The organism is Comamonas sp. FUJ_7, assembly GCF_057369555.1.
Genome location: NZ_JBXXZI010000001.1, coordinates 1 through 14848 on the forward strand (window position 1 = coordinate 1; position 14848 = coordinate 14848).

Consider the following 14848-nt stretch of genomic DNA (forward strand, 5'->3'; position numbering starts at 1 on the left):
GAAGACCTGAATTATAGGGCGTAAAAAAGCCCTCTCAGGAAGTTCATCACAATTTCATCAAATTCTCTGCTTCTGAAGTCTCTTCAGGCCACAGAGTTCACGTGGAATTGCTGCAAAGCTATGCTCATGAATGATTGAACAGTGGGCCGCCAAGTGGTTGCTGCACGCTACATTGATGTATGACTGTACGTACTATTTTGAAGATGGGCGATCCCCGGTTGCTGAGGGTAGCCAAACAGGTGACTGAGTTTGATACGGATGTGCTGCATCTGCTGCTCAAGGATTTGTTGGACACCATGCATGTGGCCAACGGCGCTGGACTGGCTGCTCCGCAGATTGGCGAAGATTTGCAGGTGGTAGTGTTTGGCTCGGGTGAGCCCAATCCTCGATATCCGGATGCACCGATAGTGCCCCGCACTGTGCTGATCAACCCTGTTATCACTCCTATCGGTGAAGAAGAGCAGCTGGATTGGGAGGGGTGTCTGTCTGTTCCTGGGCTACGAGCCATGGTGCCGCGCTGGAGCAAGGTGCGCTATACCGGCTTTGATATCTACGGTGATCCAATAGATCGAACAGTCGAGGGCTTTCATGCGCGAGTGGTGCAGCATGAGTGCGATCACCTCTGGGGTAAGTTGTATCCAATGAGGGTACGTGATTTCAGTCGTTTTGGATTTACCGATGTGCTGTTTCCCGGGATTGCGCAGACTGAGGAAGACTAAACGTCAAGGGGGCACACTCCAGGCCTCTTTCTTTAATGAATAAAAGATACGAGCGAAAGGCGTGCGTCTGCACGCCTTTCGCATTTGTGCCGAGCAAGACTACTTTGATGCGTGTATGCCTCGCTCAGTACTTGATCCTCGTTTGTGAGTGTGTTTGAGTACTTTTGAAAGGTTCTGGTCAGCACTTTGTATACAAAACTGTAGACAATTTTAGTGTCCCGGCAACTTACAGTCTGATTTCATGCCCTGTCGGGTATGGCCTTGATCGCGTAATGGAGCAGGCCACTTGGCTGATGAAAAGCAGTTCAAGGATGTTGTGCAGGCTGTAGCACAAGACAGTGCAATAGCAGTGTTCGGGAACAACCCAACCTAAGAGCGACAGTGAGTCGACCGGACAGAGCAAAAGGCCTCTAGAGCCTTGGCGAGTAGGTAATTTAGGAGACAAAGATGAACGATCAGACTGGAGCATCCAGGGATGCGGCCGTCACGCGCCCCGAAGATGAAAATCTTGGCGTTACAGCCAACCTTATGTATGGCTTGCAGCATGTATTGACCATGTATGGCGGCATCGTCGCGGTGCCTCTGATCGTCGCTGAGGCGGCAGGAATGTCGGCCGCCGATGCGGGACTGTTGGTGACAGCCTGTCTGTTCATGGGAGGTGTTGCCACGCTGTTGCAGACACTGGGCATTCCCTTCTTTGGCTGTCGTTTGCCTTTGGTGCAGGGTGTCTCTTTTGCAGGTGTTGCCACCATGGTCAGCATTTTGCATACCGGAGGCGGTATGTCAGGGGTGCTGGGAGCGGTGATGTACTCATCCATCCTGGGGCTGATCATTGCGCCAGTTTTCTCGCGCATCACCAAGTTTTTCCCCCCATTAGTCAATGGCTGTGTGATTACGGTGATTGGCATGTCGCTGATGCCCGTGGCTGCGCATTGGGCCATGGGCGGTAACGCCAAGGCTGCGGACTATGGCAGCGTGGGAAATATCGGTCTGGCGGGCTTGTCGCTGTTTATGGTGTTGCTGTTCAGCAAGCTGGGCAACGCCATGCTGTCGCGCCTGTCGATTCTGGTGGCCATTGTGGTGGGTACCGTGACCGCTGTGTTCATTGGCAAGGCCGACTTTTCGCAAGTATTCAGCGGGCCCATTTTTGCTGTGCCAACGCCGCTGCATTTTGGCTGGCCTACCTTTGACATCGCCGCCACGATCTCCATGTTCATCGTGATTCTGGTGATCCTGGTGGAAACCTCGGCTGACGTTCTGGCCGTGGGTGAAATCGTGGACAGTCCGGTGGATGGTCGTCGTCTGGGCGATGGCTTGCGTGCCGACATGCTCTCCAGCATCGTGGCTCCCATCTTCGGTGGCTTCACGCAGAGTGCTTTTGCGCAGAATGTGGGCCTGGTGGCCGTGACGGGTATCAAGAGCCGCTATGTCGTGGCTTTTTCGGGCCTGATCCTGATCATATTTGGCGTGCTGCCTGTGATGGGCCGTATTGTTGCCTGCGTGCCTCCCTCCGTGCTGGGCGGGGCGGGTCTGGTGTTGTTTGGTACTGTGGCTGCCAGCGGCATTCGTACGCTGGCCAAGGTGGAATACAACAACAATATGAACCTGATCATCGTGGCGACTTCGGTGAGCGCGGGCCTGCTGCCTGTGGTTGCTCCCAAGTTCTACGATCAGTTCCCCGAATGGTTTGCCACCATCTTCCACTCTGGTATCAGCGCTACAGCCTTGGTCGCTGTGACTTTGAACCTGCTCTACAACCACTTCAAGCAAGGCAATTCCGACCAGCCTTCCGTCTTTGAGGCGGGCTACGGCCGAGCCTTGAGCCAGCATGTGCTGGAGTCCCTGGCTGACGGTGACCGCGTTGAAGGTGGCAAGGTCTATGACAAGGAGGGCAAGGAAGTGCCCATTATTCCGGTCAAGGCTGCACACGGACATTGAGCTGAGCAAGGTGCGCGCGGCGGGGTACAAAGCCCTGTCGTGATTGATGCCGCTATGCCTGATGAAAGGCGTAGCGGCTTTTTTATATTTGCGTGCCTTGTCTTGACGAGGAAGAGACGGACAAAAGGAACCCGCTCTCGGAAGCTATTGTCAGTGCGACACACCCAGAATGGCGTGCAGGCGAGCACTGGTGGTCGTGTACTCCAGCAGTGGCTTGCTGCCTTGCAGGTATTCGGCTGCGGCGAATGCTGCCATGGTGGCTTCGTGGAAGGCGCAGAGAATCAGCCGCTTCTTACCTGCATAGCTGACGATGTCACCAATCGCATAAATGCCAGCGGAGCTGGTGGCGAGAGTGGCTGGATCGACGAGCAGTTGCTTGCGCTCCAGTGCCAGGCCCCAATCGGTCAGCGGCCCCAGTTTTGGGGAAATGCCCTGATAGACCAGCAATTGCTCAACGGGCTGCATATGCTCGCTGCCTTCGCTGTCCATCCATTGCACGCTTTGCAGCCGACCTTGATGGTGCTGGGCCTCGGTGATCTGGCCAATCAAGACTTTGATAGCGCCGGATTCACGCAATTGTTGCAGTTGTTCCAGCTGAGCAGGCTCGGCATTGAAGCTGTCGCGGCGGTACATGAGAACAGTTTGGGCTGCGGTGGATGCGCAGGCAATGGCTGCGGCCACGGCCTCTTCATCACCGCCATAGATCAGTGTCTGCTGGCCTGCCGCCATATCCGGCTGCTGTGGGTGGTAGTGCAACTGGGCGCTGCTGAGCGCATCCACGCCTGGCGCCTTGAGGGCTTTGGGCACAAAGGCCCCGACACCGGCGGCGATGAAGATGGTACGGGTGTGAAAGACTTGGCCTGCGGTGGTGCTGACTTGCCAGCGGCCATCGCTCATGGCAGCCACGGTTTCCACTTGCTGACCCAGGTGGCGGGACACCTTCATGGGGGCGAGCTGCTTGTCCAGCAGCTGAACCAGCTCCTGGCCCGTGCAGACAGGAATGCCGGGGATGTCGTAGATGGGTTTGTGTGCGTAGAGCTGGCTGCACTGGCCGCCGATATGGGGCAGGGCATCAATCAACTGGGCGTGAATGCCCTGAAGGCCTAGCTGGAAGGCCTGAAACAAACCCGCCGGACCGGCACCAATGATGATGGCGTCGGTCTCCACGGCGGGTTGTTGAGAGAGGGAGGCGTTGGGCGTTGCGTTGGACAGGCTCATGCAGCCAAGCGTAGCGCAGTCCGCGCCCGTGCTGGCTTAGCGCTCTAGCAAATCCACTTTGTTTGGCTTGCCATTCCACTCGTCGGCGTCGGGCAGCGATGCCTTGCGCTTGGTGATGCTCTTCCAGCTCTTGAGCTGGGACAGATCGACGTTGAGCTTGATGAAAGCCAGTTGATCGGCGGGCACATCCTCTTCGGCAAAGATGGCGTTGGCGGGGCATTCGGGGATGCAGACGGCGCAGTCAATGCACTCGTCGGGATCGATCACCAGGAAGTTCGGGCCCTCACGGAAGCAGTCCACGGGGCAAACATCCACGCAATCGGTGTATTTGCACTTGATGCAATTTTCGGTAACGACGTGAGTCATTGGGATTCTTCTTGTACGGTGGGATTGGTAAACCCGGTGATTTTAGGTTTTTTCCCGAGCAGCGCCAGCGCGCTGCCGGATAAGGCCGCACGGCGATCTGGTTTGGCGGCCTAGATCGCGGCTACGGCCTTGGCTTTACGGGGGCTAGTTCACCAGGGCTGCGCCGGCGGTGGCATGGCTTGCTGTGTCCACCAGAATGAGCGAGCCCAACTGGCGTGCACGCCCAAAGGGGGCAGCAGGAATGGCTTCCTGCAGTTGCAGGTTGACCAGGCCAATAGCATTGGCTTCCAGTTGCTCTACCTCTTCCTTGGCCAGGGTGTGGATGTTCAGGCGGTGCGCCACGCGGCGTACCTTGGCCTTGACCCAGCGGTGGCCGTGCAGCGCCCAGTACACGCGGCCGGGCACCAGGGGCTCGTTGTCCATCCAGGCCACGGTGGCTGTGATCTCGCGGGTGCTGGGCCAGGGGCTCATAGCGGCGGGGGCGTCAAAGTCGTCCTCTGCCGTGATGCCCGCCACAGGGGCAGCCACCATCCAGTCGCCGCGCGAGACATCGACCTCGCGGTCCAGGGTGATGCCGGCGGACAGACCCGCCTCTACCTGTTTGGGCGTGCGGGCATGGTCGATGACCTGTGCCACGCTCGCCAGCTGGCCGCTGGGCAGAATCTGCACTTGCGCGCCTACTTTGGCTACGCCAGCGGCCACACGGCCCCAGAACACGCGGCGCCCCTGGCTGGTGTCTGCAGATGAAGAGAATTTCTCGACCCATTGCACGGGGAAGGCCAGCTCCAGATGGCTGTCTGCAGGCGTGTTGGGTAACCGTTCCAGCAGCTGCAGCAGGCTGGGGCCTTGGTAGCCGGCCCAGCCGTCAGTGCTGCTGACCACGTTGTAGCCCTTGAGCGCGGACACGGGCACAGTGGCTGTGACCTTGATGCCGGCAGTGGCTGTGAACTTCTGCAGCGCAGCGCTGATATGGGCGAAGGCTAGGGCCGGGTCTTGCACGGCATCGAGCTTGTTGACCGCAAAAATCAGCGAATTCACGCGCAGCAGATGCACCAGCAGACTGTGGCGGCGCGTCTGGGGCAGCAGCTCCAGGTCGACGTTCTGCCAATCGAGCTTGGTGGCGTCGACCAGCACCACGGCGGCATCGGCACTGGATGCCGCCGTCACCATATTGCGGGTGTACTGCTCGTGCCCAGGGGCATCGCCAATGATGAATTTGCGTGCCTCGGTGTTGAAGTAGCGGTACGCCACGTCGATGGTGATGCCTTGCTCGCGCTCGGCAGCCAGGCCGTCGGTCAGCTGGGCCAGGTCGACGGTGTCCCCGTTTTGGCCTGACTTGGTCACGCCCGCCAGCTGATCCTGCAGCACGGCACGGGTGTCCACCAGCAAACGACCGATCAGCGTGCTCTTGCCATCATCGACCGAGCCGCAGGTGATAAAGCGCAGCGCGCTGCTGTATTGAGCATCAAATTGGCCTGTAGCGCTTGCTGGAATTGTGCTAGCAGCTACGGAATTAATAGTTTTAGTCATCGCATTTGTCTCAGTGATTCAGGCACGCACACCGCGCCAATCAAACACATCCCAACCTAACCCAGAGACGCCAAGCAAGAGCCGCCTCGCGGCGATGGCGTCGTCCCCTTCCCGCAAGCGCAGCGAAGCGAGAGAGGGGGAAGCGGCGTAGCCGCTCAGGGGGAGCCTTCAGAAATACCCGTCTTTTTTGCGTTTTTCCATGGACGCTTCACTGGTCTTGTCATCCATGCGCGTCGCGCCGCGTTCGCTGACATCGGCGGCCAGGGTTTCGAGCACGATGTCGGCAGCGGTGGCGGCGGTACTTTCCACGGGGCAAGTGCAGGTGATGTCGCCCAGGGTGCGAAAGCGCACATCGCGCTCGACGACTTGCTCGCCATCTCTGGGCGGCGTCAGCTCGGTAACAGGCACTAGCAGGCCCTTGCGCTCAACGATGTTGCGCTTGTGGCTGTAGTAGAGGCTGGGCAGGGCAATTTGCTCACGCTCTATGTACTGCCACACATCCAGCTCGGTCCAGTTACTGATGGGGAAGACGCGGAAATGCTCGCCCGGGGCGATGCGGGTGTTGAACAGCGTCCACAGCTCGGGCCGCTGGGCCTTGGGCTGCCATTGGCCAAAGCTGTCGCGATGGCTGAAGATGCGCTCCTTGGCACGGGCTTTTTCCTCATCGCGGCGGGCACCGCCAATCAGCGCGTCAAAGCGGAATTCTTCAATCGCTTCCAGCAGCGTGACCGACTGGTGCGCATTGCGGGGCTCTTCGGCGTGGGCTAGGCGCACCGTGCCGCGGGCCATGGAGTCCTCGACGCTGCGCACAATCAGCTCGGCGCCCAGCTCCTGGGCGCGCAGGTCGCGGAAATCGGTCACCTCGGGGAAGTTGTGACCGGTGTCAATCATCAGCAGCGGATAGGGAATGCGGCCCACGCCAAAAGCCTTCTCGGCGCAGCGCAGCATGACCAGCGAATCCTTGCCGCCAGAAAACAGCAGGGCGGGGCGCTCAAACGCGGCAGCCACTTCACGCAGGATGAAGATGGTTTCTTCTTCCAGCGCGTCCAGATGGCGGTTGCTGAGCTGGCTCAGCACGGAGGTATCCACACGGGCGTTCATTGCTTTTCCAATCAAATCGGGCTGTAGCGCTTATTGGTATTGCGCAAGCAGCTATCTTTTTTATAAATTCGCAACCTATAAAACTGACCAACCCCATCTCAGGGGCACCGCGCAAGGGCCGCCCCGCCGCGCTGGTGCCGTCCCCCTCCCGTAGTGCGAAGCACGTAGAGAGAGGGGGAAGATGCGAAGCGGCTCAGGGGGTGTCCCACTTTCAGTGGGACAAGTGAAGTCCGCACTCGCGGTTGTCTTCACCCTTGGTCGGGTCCACGTAGTCAAAGTTGTTGGGCAGGCCGTGCTTTTCGCAGTACTCGTACAAGTCCTTGGACGACCAGTGCAGCAGCGGCGCGACTTTGATCAGCCCATCCGGGTTGATGCTCACAGGCTCCATCGCCGCACGCACGGCGGTGTCGGTGGCGCGCAGGGCGGTGAACCAGACCTTGGGCGCGGTCTCGCGCAGGGCGCGGGCAAAAGGCTCCAGCTTCACCTCTTCGGTGAATGCCGCGTGGCGAGGGTCATCCAGAGCAGGTGTGGCACCTTCCACGGCTTCGCGGTGGGCGCGGCTGCGCAGAGGCAGGTAAATCTTCAGGTTCAGGCCCAACTGCTTGGTGACGGCATCGGCAAACTGGTAGGTGGCTGGCGTGTTGTAGCCGTTATCCATCCAGACCACGGGCACGTTGGGGTTCGCGCGGGTGACCATGTGCAGTATCACGGCCTCAAAGGGACGAAAGTTGGTGGTGACGATGGTGGGCTGACCCAGGCTCACGGCCCAGTTCACCAGCGCCTGAGCGTCGCGACCCAGTTCGGCGTTGACGGCAGACAGGTTCAGCTCGCTCATGCTGCCTCCTGCGCAAAGTGGGGATGGTGCTCCACGGCATCGGCCTGGTAGTAGCCACTAAAGCGCTCGAATTGACGCTGCGCATCGGTGGCGTCCACGCCTTCGCGCAGCACGGCAGAGGTAAAGCCGGTGCGCTGCATCTGCACCAGTTGGTCGATCAGTACATCGCCGGTCGCGCGGATATCGCCCTTGTAGCCACGGCGGCGGCGTAGCAGATAGGCCTGAGTGAAGGCCCGGCCATCGGTGAAGTTGGGAAAGTGCAGATCGACTTGCGTGATGCCGTCGAGATTGGCTTCGAGGGCGTTTACATCATTGGCCAAGACCAGCACGGTGGCTGTGCTCTCGGCCGGTGCCTGGTATTCGTGGTTTGCCAGAATTTTCATGACTCGGTCCTTGTTCCTGTCTTGTTCTTGTATTTCAGGCCAGCGCTTCTTCTTCAGCTTCTTCGGCTTCGACGGGGTGACGTGCCGCCTTACCAGCTTCCTTGAACGGGTCCAGGCCGATGCGGCGCACGGCATCGATGAAGTGCTCGCCAGGCTGACGCAGGTCGCGGTAGGTGGTCAGCACAGCTTCGATCACATCAGGCACTTCAGCGGCGCTGAAAGATGGGCCAATGACCTTGCCGGCTACGGCGTTGCCCGACAGCGTGGAGCCGTCTGAGCCGCCCAGCGTGACCTGGTACCACTCCTTGCCGTCCTTATCCACGCCCAGAATGCCGATATGGCCGCTGTGGTGATGGCCGCAGGAGTTGATGCAGCCGCTGATGTGCAGATCGATCTCCCCGATATCGTCCAGTTCGTCCAGATCCTGGTAGCGGGCGGTGATGGCGTCGGCAATCGGCAGGCTGCGGGCATTGGCCAGCGCGCAGAAGTCGCCGCCAGGGCAGGCAATCATGTCGGTGAGCAGCGCCACATTGGTGCTGGCCAGGCCCAACTCCTTCGCCTTTTGCCACAGGGCATACAGCTCGCTGGCATGCACCCAGGGCAGCATCACGTTCTGGTCATGGGTCACGCGGGCTTCGCCGGCGGAGAACACATCGACCAGATCGGCCAGGGCATCGAGCTGCTCGCCCGTTGCATCACCAGGGGCCTGGCCCACGCGCTTGAATGACAGAGTCACGGCCCGCAGGGCGGGGTTGGCATGGGCGTGTACATTGCGCTGGACCCAGCGGGCAAAGGCGGGCGATGCTGCCACGCGCTCTTGCAGCTCGGCATTGGCTTGCTCGGCAGAAATCTGGGGATGCGCGCTCAGCTCGGGCTGCTGGAACATGGCGGCCACGCGGTCAAACTCGGCCTGAGGCACGGTGTGGGGGCCGCCGTCCACTTCGACGATCTGGCGGAATTCTTCTTCCACAGCATCGATATAGGCCTGGCCTTCGGCCTTGACCAAGATCTTGATGCGGGCCTTGTACTTGTTGTCGCGGCGGCCCAGCTCGTTGTAGACGCGGACGATGGCCTCGATGTAATTCATGATCTGGTTCCAGGGAAGGAACTCACGGATCACGGTGCCGATCACGGGCGTGCGGCCCATGCCGCCGCCCACAAAGACCTTGAAGCCGATCTCGCCGGCCTCGTTCTTGAGCAGGTGCAGGCCTACGTCATGCCAGCCCGTGGCAGCGCGGTCTTCGCTGGCGCCGGTGATGGCGATCTTGAACTTGCGAGGCAGAAAGGCGAACTCGGGGTGCAGCGTCGTCCACTGGCGCAGGATTTCCGCGTAGGGGCGAGGGTCAACGATTTCATCGGGGGCAATACCGGCCAGCGCATCGGTGGTGGTGTTGCGAATGCAGTTGCCGCTGGTCTGAATGCCGTGCAGGTTCACGGTGGCCAGCAAGTCCATTACATCGGCAGCCTTGGCCAGCGGAATCCAGTTGAACTGCACGTTGGTGCGGGTGGTGAAGTGGGCGCAGTTCTTGGGCAGGTAAGTGGTGCCCATCTTGCCCTGGCCGTCCAGCGCAGCCTGGAAGACATCAGCCTCGGGCTCGTCGTACTCGCGCGCTATTTGGGCCAGCACGCGGATCTGGGCCGAGTTGATTTCACCGTAGGGCACGGCCACACGCAGCATGGGCGCATAACGCTGCACATACCAGCCGTTTTGCAGGCGCAGCGGACGGAAGTCGTCTTCCGTGAGCTTGCCGGCTTGCCAGCGCTCAAGCTGGTCACGGAACTGGTCGGCGCGTTGCTTGACGAACGCTTTGTCGAAATCGGTGTATTGGTACATGTCTACAGGTCTTTCGTGGAGCAGATGCCTTGCGGCGCAGGCATGGCACTTGGATCGCTGAGGCGGACTGTAGAGAGGCTTTATATAAAAACAAACGATTATTTAGTGGTTCATATATATCTAAATGAATATGTGAGGCAAAAAATGCTTCAAAACAGGCGCTTTTGCGAATCTCCTTTAGAGACGCTTGCATTTGGCGGGCGAGTGGTCGCTGCGCATTCCCTAGAATTAGGGCTTGTTCAATATTGAGGCGCCTGGATTGAAAGCGGGTGCCCGACTATGGAAATAGCCATACTTTTCGCCCTGATCTGTCTGAACGGCGTGTTCGCCATGTCGGAAATTGCGCTGGTCACCGCCCGCAAAAGCCGCATGCAAAAACTGGTGGATGAGGGCGACAGCGGCGCGATTGCTGCTATCAAATTGGGAGAGGATCCAACGCGTTTCCTCTCCACCATTCAAATCGGTATTACTTCGATCGGCGTGCTCAACGGTATCGTTGGTGAAGCCGCTCTGGCCGGCCCGCTGGCTCAGTGGCTCATCAGTGCAGGCCTGGACGTCAAGACCGCAGGCTATGTCGCTACCGGTCTAGTGGTGGTGTTGATCACGTACTTCTCCATCGTGGTGGGCGAACTGGTTCCCAAGCGGCTGGGACAGTCCAACCCCGAGGCGCTGGCGCGCCTGATCTCGCGGCCTATCAACTTTCTGGCGCTGGCTACCAAGCCTTTTGTCTGGTTGCTGTCGGCATCGACACGTGGCTTGCTCAAGCTGCTGGGCGTCAAGGAAAGCAATGGCAGTGTGGTGACCGAAGAGGAAATTCAGGCCATTTTGGTGGAAGGCCAGACTGCAGGCGTGATTGAGGCGCAAGAGCACACCATGGTGCGCAATGTGTTTCGCCTGGATGAGCGCCAGATCGGCTCGCTGATGGTGCCGCGCAGCGATGTGGTGTTCCTCGATATCAATGACAGTCTGGAAGCCAATCTGGCCCGTGTCGAGCAGGCCAACCATGCGCGCTATCCCGTGGTGAAGGGGGATATGGGCGATATCGTGGGCGTGCTCAATGCCCGCCAGTGGCTGGCCCAGACGGTGCGCAACAAGGGCGAGCAAAAGCTCAAGGATCAGCCCCTGCAGGCGGCGCTTTATGTGCCCGAGACGATTACGGGCATGGAGCTGCTGGACAACTTCCGCACCTCAGATCTGCAGATGGCGTTTGTTATCGACGAATACGGCGAAGTGCAAGGCATTGTCACGCTGCAGGATTTGATCGAGGCCATTACCGGCGAGTTTTTGCCCGATGACCCCGAAGAGAGCTGGGCGGTGCAGCGCGAAGACGGCAGCTGGCTGCTGGATGGCCATATTCCCGTGCCCGAACTCAAGGACTGCCTGGGCCTGCATACCGTGCCCGAAGAAGAGCGCGGTCGCTATCACACGCTGAGCGGCATGATCATGCTGCTGCTGGGCCGAGTCCCCAGCGAGGCCGATGTGGTGGAGTGGGAAGACTGGCGCTTTGAAGTCGTGGACATGGACGGCAAGACGCTGGACAAGGTGTTGGCAAGCAAGTTGGAGCCTTTGGTCACCGTGGTGACGAGCAGCAACGAATAAAAGGTTCAAGCATCAAAATAGCGGCTAGTGCTTATGTGATAAGCGCTAGCCGCTATTTTTTTTGAGAGTTGAATGCGTGTTTGGAGTGGCTCTTACCGCGCTTGCTCGGCGCTGCGGCCCCACAGCCGCTGCGTGCCCAGCGCCTGCGCCAGCTTGGCATCGATGGGCAGTGGCTCGCCATGCAGGCTCGCGGCCAGCAACTCGCCGCAGAGCATGGACAGCGTCAGCCCGCGTGAGCCCAATCCTGTCAGCACCCACAGGCCTGCTTGCTCCTCGGGCGTTTGCCCGGTTGGCCCGGCCAGCGGCAGACGGTCATAAGCGGCACAGCGCACGCGGGCCCAGGTGGCGGGCTGCTGCGGTGCATCGAAAAATGATTGCAGTGCCTGCCGGCACGCGGGCAGCAGGGCGGCCAGCTTTTCGCCATTGCTGGCATGGGCGGCTTGCTGATCGGCGGGCGAGGGCGGCAGCTCGGTGACATCGCGCTCGAAGGTGGAGCCCATGATCCATTGGTGTGCATCGGCAGGGGCAGCGCCGGGAAAATCCGGCACCAGATTGCCGTGGCCGTTGACGGGAAAGGGCGGCATGGCTGCCTGCGTCTGGGCCGAGTGCACGGCCACGCTGACCTGGCCGCGTATGGCTTGCAGCTCCCAGTCGCCGGCGCTCAGGCCGCTGGCTTGCAGCAGGGCCTTGCTGTCTGGGCCCAGCGCCAGCACCAGCATGGGGGCTTGTGCCAGTCGCTGATCTTGACTGTCCAGCACCTGCCACTGCTCACTGGCCGCATCGCGCTGCAGTCGTGCGGCAGGGGCGTTGCCTTGCCAGTGGATGCGTGGATGGCTGAGCAGCGCCCGCACCAGTTGAGCGGGCCTGACCCAGCCGGCCTGCGCATGCCACAGGGCATGGCTACCTTTTGGCAAATGCGCAGCGGCAAGCTGCCCGTCGCTGGCAGGACTGCTCCACTGCTGGCCCCAGCGATGCTCGTCATGGTCAGGGTTCAGCCATTGCGCTGGCAAATGGGCGGGCTCGTTCAGGTCATGCTCCAGCACACCACCATGCGCCCAGTCTTGGCCGCTCTGCAACTGATCGGTCGCACTGAGTTGCTGCAAAGTTTGTAGCGTGGTGCGCACGCCGGATCTGGATAGACGCGATAAAACACTGTCATCGGGCGAGACATGGGGACAGAACAGTCCCGCAGGCAGGCCCGAGGCACCGGCTGCAGGCTGGGCAGCCTTGTCCAGCACAGTGACTTGCCAGCCGCGCCGCGCCAGACTGGCGGCGGCTGCTGCCCCAGCCAGACCTGCGCCCAGCACCAGACAGTGACCCGGCTGGCCGAGCGGTGCGGGAAAGCCATCGGGGCGATGGCGCGGCTCCCACGCCGGGTTGTAGCGGGCCTGCAGGCCAGTTGTTGCTGCTTGCTGCAGCAGCTCGAAACCCAGCTTGCCCAAAGCCGTTGCCAGCGCCGTACCGGGTGCTGTCAGCAGCGTGCCGCGGCGGCAATGGCGGGCCAGATTCTTGAGGGCATCGCCATTCCAGTCGGCAGGGTCTGCATTGCTCAGGCAGATATGGTCGGCGGCCAGCGGCGGCTGGCGGCGCAGCAGATTCTGCGTATCGCCGATATACAGCGTCAGCAGCACCTGCCCTTGCTCAAACGACAGCCGGTGTATGCCGGGCAGCAGTCCCCACCATTGCTGACACAACTGCTCGCCCAACTGGCTCAGCGGGCCATTGGTTGGCAAGGTTTGGCACAGAGTTTCAAGCGAGGGGGCCTGGCTGAGCAAACCCACAAAATGCAGCATGCGGCTGCGCTGTGGTTGCGCCCGCCATGCCGCCCAAGTCTGCAAAAAGCGCAGACCGCAAGCAAAGTCGGTCTCCAGCACACGCCATTGCTGGGCGTTAGGGTCCATACCTTCAAGCAGGTGGTGAACAGTTTCAGGCATCAAAAAACATCAATTCAACAGAGCAGAGCGCTAAAAACCGGCGCTGCCCCAGTCAAGAGACATCCAGCAAGCGCCGCCGCGCAGCGAAGATGTCGTCCCCCTCCGGGGGAAGGCGCGAAAGCGCCTCAGGGGGCTTGCCAGTTATTCCCAGCGTTGCTGATAAGAAAACACCGGCAGCCGCCACTTGAAGCGAATGGCCGCCAGACGAAAGGCCAGCCCCCCCACAAAGCACACCACGGTGCTGATGTTGGAGCTGACCTCCAGATAGCGCAGGCCCAGGAACATCAGACACACGGCCAGCGACACGCTGGCATACAGCTCGCGGCGGAAGACCACCGGCACCTGGTTGCACAGCACGTCGCGCAAGATGCCGCCGCTGATGCCGGTAATCATGCCCGCCATGATGACAACGATGGTGGGGTAGCCCAGCTCCAGCGCCGTATTGCAGCCGATCAGCGAGAAGGCGATCAGCCCCATGGCGTCCAGCAGCAGAAACACCTGCTTGAGCTTGACCATGTGGCGCGCAATCACCGTGGTCAGCAGGCCAAAGCTGATGACCAGATACACATACTCGGGATGCTGCGTCCAGCCAATCGGGTAGTGGCCCAGCACCATGTCGCGGATGGTGCCGCCGCCCAAAGCGGTGACAAAGGCGATGACGACCACGCCAAAAATGTCCATATTGCGCCGGCCTGCGGCCAGGGCGCCGGACATGGCTTCCGCCGTGATGGCCACCAGATAGATGACCAGCATGACGGTGAAATTGGAGGTCTGGAACGAATCCAGCAAAGAGACAGAAGGCAGCATGAAGGCACTTGAAATAGACCAGCCACTCACATCAGCGAGGAGTGTCCGGCTTGCCTCTCCCGCTGTCCTTTTACCTGAGAGTTGCGCACAAGCACCTTCGCGGCGGTCATGCTTGCCCCTTCGGTGAGCCCAGCGAACTTGTGGTTGCGGGCTGCTCTCCAGTTGGCGATATCCGGGCCTTTTCTGGCCCACCTGCGGTACTGATTGCCTGAGCGATTATGGGAGTTTGCGCCTTCGGCGGGAACTGTGACAGGTTCCGCTCTCCCGCAGGATGGGCGCGATTTTAGTCAGTTTCCGGGACTTTGTTCGGGTTAGTACGGGTTTGCGTGCGGTTGTGCTGCGTGTGGCGCTTGTTCCAGTGGCTGTTGAAGGTGGTTTTGATAGCTGCTTGCGCTTGCTGTGATTGGCGTTGAGCTTGGTTTGGCTCTTGGTTTTGTTTTGATGCCATGCCTTTGCCAAGGACTGAGGGCGGGTCTCGGCTCGCCTTGCCGACCTACTTTCTGTGGCCAGAAAGTAGGCAAAGATCCGGCCCCTGCTGCCCACGACCCCTTCGCTTCGCTGCGGGGCGTCCTGCGCCGTCAAGC

12 protein-coding genes and 2 riboswitches are annotated in these 14848 nt (G+C 60.3%); of the genes, 3 read left to right on the top strand and 9 right to left on the bottom strand.

The genetic code is table 11. The annotated features are described in order from the left end of the window. The first annotated feature begins 179 nt into the window (after positions 1-179). Together def and AC2I9W_RS00010 are read left to right on the top strand one after the other, a co-directional pair. On the top strand, positions 180-719 hold the full coding sequence (gene def / locus AC2I9W_RS00005; protein ID WP_486408066.1) for a peptide deformylase: 540 nt from the start codon (positions 180-182) through the stop codon (positions 717-719). Positions 720-1166: 447 nt separating this feature from the next. Continuing rightward, on the top strand, positions 1167-2657 hold the full coding sequence (locus tag AC2I9W_RS00010; RefSeq protein ID WP_486408067.1) for a nucleobase:cation symporter-2 family protein: 1491 nt from the start codon (positions 1167-1169) through the stop codon (positions 2655-2657). A 150-nt stretch (positions 2658-2807) separates the two neighbouring features. Here the strand turns inward: AC2I9W_RS00010 and AC2I9W_RS00015 are convergent, their stop codons facing one another. From AC2I9W_RS00015 to AC2I9W_RS00045, 7 genes are all read right to left on the bottom strand, one after another. After that, positions 2808-3875: an NAD(P)/FAD-dependent oxidoreductase gene (locus tag AC2I9W_RS00015; protein WP_486408068.1), complete on the bottom strand. Its 1068-nt coding sequence runs from the start codon at positions 3873-3875 to the stop codon at positions 2808-2810. Positions 3876-3911: 36 nt separating this feature from the next. Further along, a complete protein-coding gene (gene fdxA, locus AC2I9W_RS00020) occupies positions 3912-4241 on the bottom strand; it encodes a ferredoxin FdxA (protein WP_003053491.1) in 330 nt (109 codons plus the stop codon). A gap of 144 nt (positions 4242-4385) precedes the next feature. Beyond that, positions 4386-5771 carry a sulfate adenylyltransferase subunit 1 gene (locus AC2I9W_RS00025; RefSeq protein ID WP_486408069.1) on the bottom strand — a complete coding sequence of 462 codons (1386 nt, stop codon included), beginning with the start codon at positions 5769-5771 and terminating at the stop codon, positions 4386-4388. Positions 5772-5939: 168 nt separating this feature from the next. After that, positions 5940-6872: a sulfate adenylyltransferase subunit CysD gene (gene cysD, locus AC2I9W_RS00030; RefSeq protein WP_486408070.1), complete on the bottom strand. Its 933-nt coding sequence runs from the start codon at positions 6870-6872 to the stop codon at positions 5940-5942. A gap of 211 nt (positions 6873-7083) precedes the next feature. Beyond that, entirely contained in the window at positions 7084-7707 is a 624-nt protein-coding gene (locus tag AC2I9W_RS00035) for a phosphoadenosine phosphosulfate reductase domain-containing protein (RefSeq protein WP_486408071.1), read from the bottom strand. Further along, complete coding sequence (locus AC2I9W_RS00040; protein WP_486408072.1) at positions 7704-8090, bottom strand: DUF934 domain-containing protein; 387 nt, start codon at positions 8088-8090, stop codon at positions 7704-7706. Before AC2I9W_RS00040 ends, AC2I9W_RS00035 begins: the two co-directional genes overlap by 4 nt. Before the next feature lie 34 nt (positions 8091-8124). Next, positions 8125-9924 (bottom strand): nitrite/sulfite reductase, encoded by a 1800-nt coding sequence (locus AC2I9W_RS00045; protein ID WP_486408073.1) that lies wholly within the window; start codon positions 9922-9924, stop codon positions 8125-8127. A gap of 279 nt (positions 9925-10203) precedes the next feature. Between AC2I9W_RS00045 and AC2I9W_RS00050 the strand changes: the two genes are divergently transcribed. After that, complete coding sequence (locus tag AC2I9W_RS00050) at positions 10204-11523, top strand: hemolysin family protein (RefSeq protein WP_486408074.1); 1320 nt, start codon at positions 10204-10206, stop codon at positions 11521-11523. Positions 11524-11615: 92 nt separating this feature from the next. Here AC2I9W_RS00050 and mnmC1 read toward each other — a convergent pair whose 3' ends face one another. Together mnmC1 and AC2I9W_RS00060 are read right to left on the bottom strand one after the other, a co-directional pair. Beyond that, positions 11616-13457 (bottom strand): FAD-dependent 5-carboxymethylaminomethyl-2-thiouridine(34) oxidoreductase MnmC1, encoded by a 1842-nt coding sequence (gene mnmC1 / locus AC2I9W_RS00055; RefSeq protein ID WP_486408075.1) that lies wholly within the window; start codon positions 13455-13457, stop codon positions 11616-11618. A 141-nt stretch (positions 13458-13598) separates the two neighbouring features. Further along, complete coding sequence (locus AC2I9W_RS00060) at positions 13599-14264, bottom strand: trimeric intracellular cation channel family protein (RefSeq protein ID WP_486408076.1); 666 nt, start codon at positions 14262-14264, stop codon at positions 13599-13601. A gap of 52 nt (positions 14265-14316) precedes the next feature. Next, a riboswitch (glycine riboswitch) is annotated at positions 14317-14436 on the bottom strand. A gap of 13 nt (positions 14437-14449) precedes the next feature. Further along, positions 14450-14541: riboswitch (glycine riboswitch) on the bottom strand. Between the last annotated feature and the right edge of the window lie 307 nt (positions 14542-14848).

What these genes read in the sequence shown, in the direction of transcription:
- AC2I9W_RS00015 (WP_486408068.1), bottom strand. Translation starts at nt 3,875, where the DNA reads ATGAGCCTGTCCAACGCAACGCCCAACGCCTCCCTCTCTCAACAACCC.
- def (WP_486408066.1), top strand. Translation starts at nt 180, where the DNA reads ATGACTGTACGTACTATTTTGAAGATGGGCGATCCCCGGTTGCTGAGG.
- AC2I9W_RS00025 (WP_486408069.1), bottom strand. Translation starts at nt 5,771, where the DNA reads ATGACTAAAACTATTAATTCCGTAGCTGCTAGCACAATTCCAGCAAGC.
- AC2I9W_RS00050 (WP_486408074.1), top strand. Translation starts at nt 10,204, where the DNA reads ATGGAAATAGCCATACTTTTCGCCCTGATCTGTCTGAACGGCGTGTTC.
- fdxA (WP_003053491.1), bottom strand. Translation starts at nt 4,241, where the DNA reads ATGACTCACGTCGTTACCGAAAATTGCATCAAGTGCAAATACACCGAT.
- AC2I9W_RS00010 (WP_486408067.1), top strand. Translation starts at nt 1,167, where the DNA reads ATGAACGATCAGACTGGAGCATCCAGGGATGCGGCCGTCACGCGCCCC.
- mnmC1 (WP_486408075.1), bottom strand. Translation starts at nt 13,457, where the DNA reads ATGCCTGAAACTGTTCACCACCTGCTTGAAGGTATGGACCCTAACGCC.
- AC2I9W_RS00035 (WP_486408071.1), bottom strand. Translation starts at nt 7,707, where the DNA reads ATGAGCGAGCTGAACCTGTCTGCCGTCAACGCCGAACTGGGTCGCGAC.
- AC2I9W_RS00060 (WP_486408076.1), bottom strand. Translation starts at nt 14,264, where the DNA reads ATGCTGCCTTCTGTCTCTTTGCTGGATTCGTTCCAGACCTCCAATTTC.
- cysD (WP_486408070.1), bottom strand. Translation starts at nt 6,872, where the DNA reads ATGAACGCCCGTGTGGATACCTCCGTGCTGAGCCAGCTCAGCAACCGC.
- AC2I9W_RS00045 (WP_486408073.1), bottom strand. Translation starts at nt 9,924, where the DNA reads ATGTACCAATACACCGATTTCGACAAAGCGTTCGTCAAGCAACGCGCC.
- AC2I9W_RS00040 (WP_486408072.1), bottom strand. Translation starts at nt 8,090, where the DNA reads ATGAAAATTCTGGCAAACCACGAATACCAGGCACCGGCCGAGAGCACA.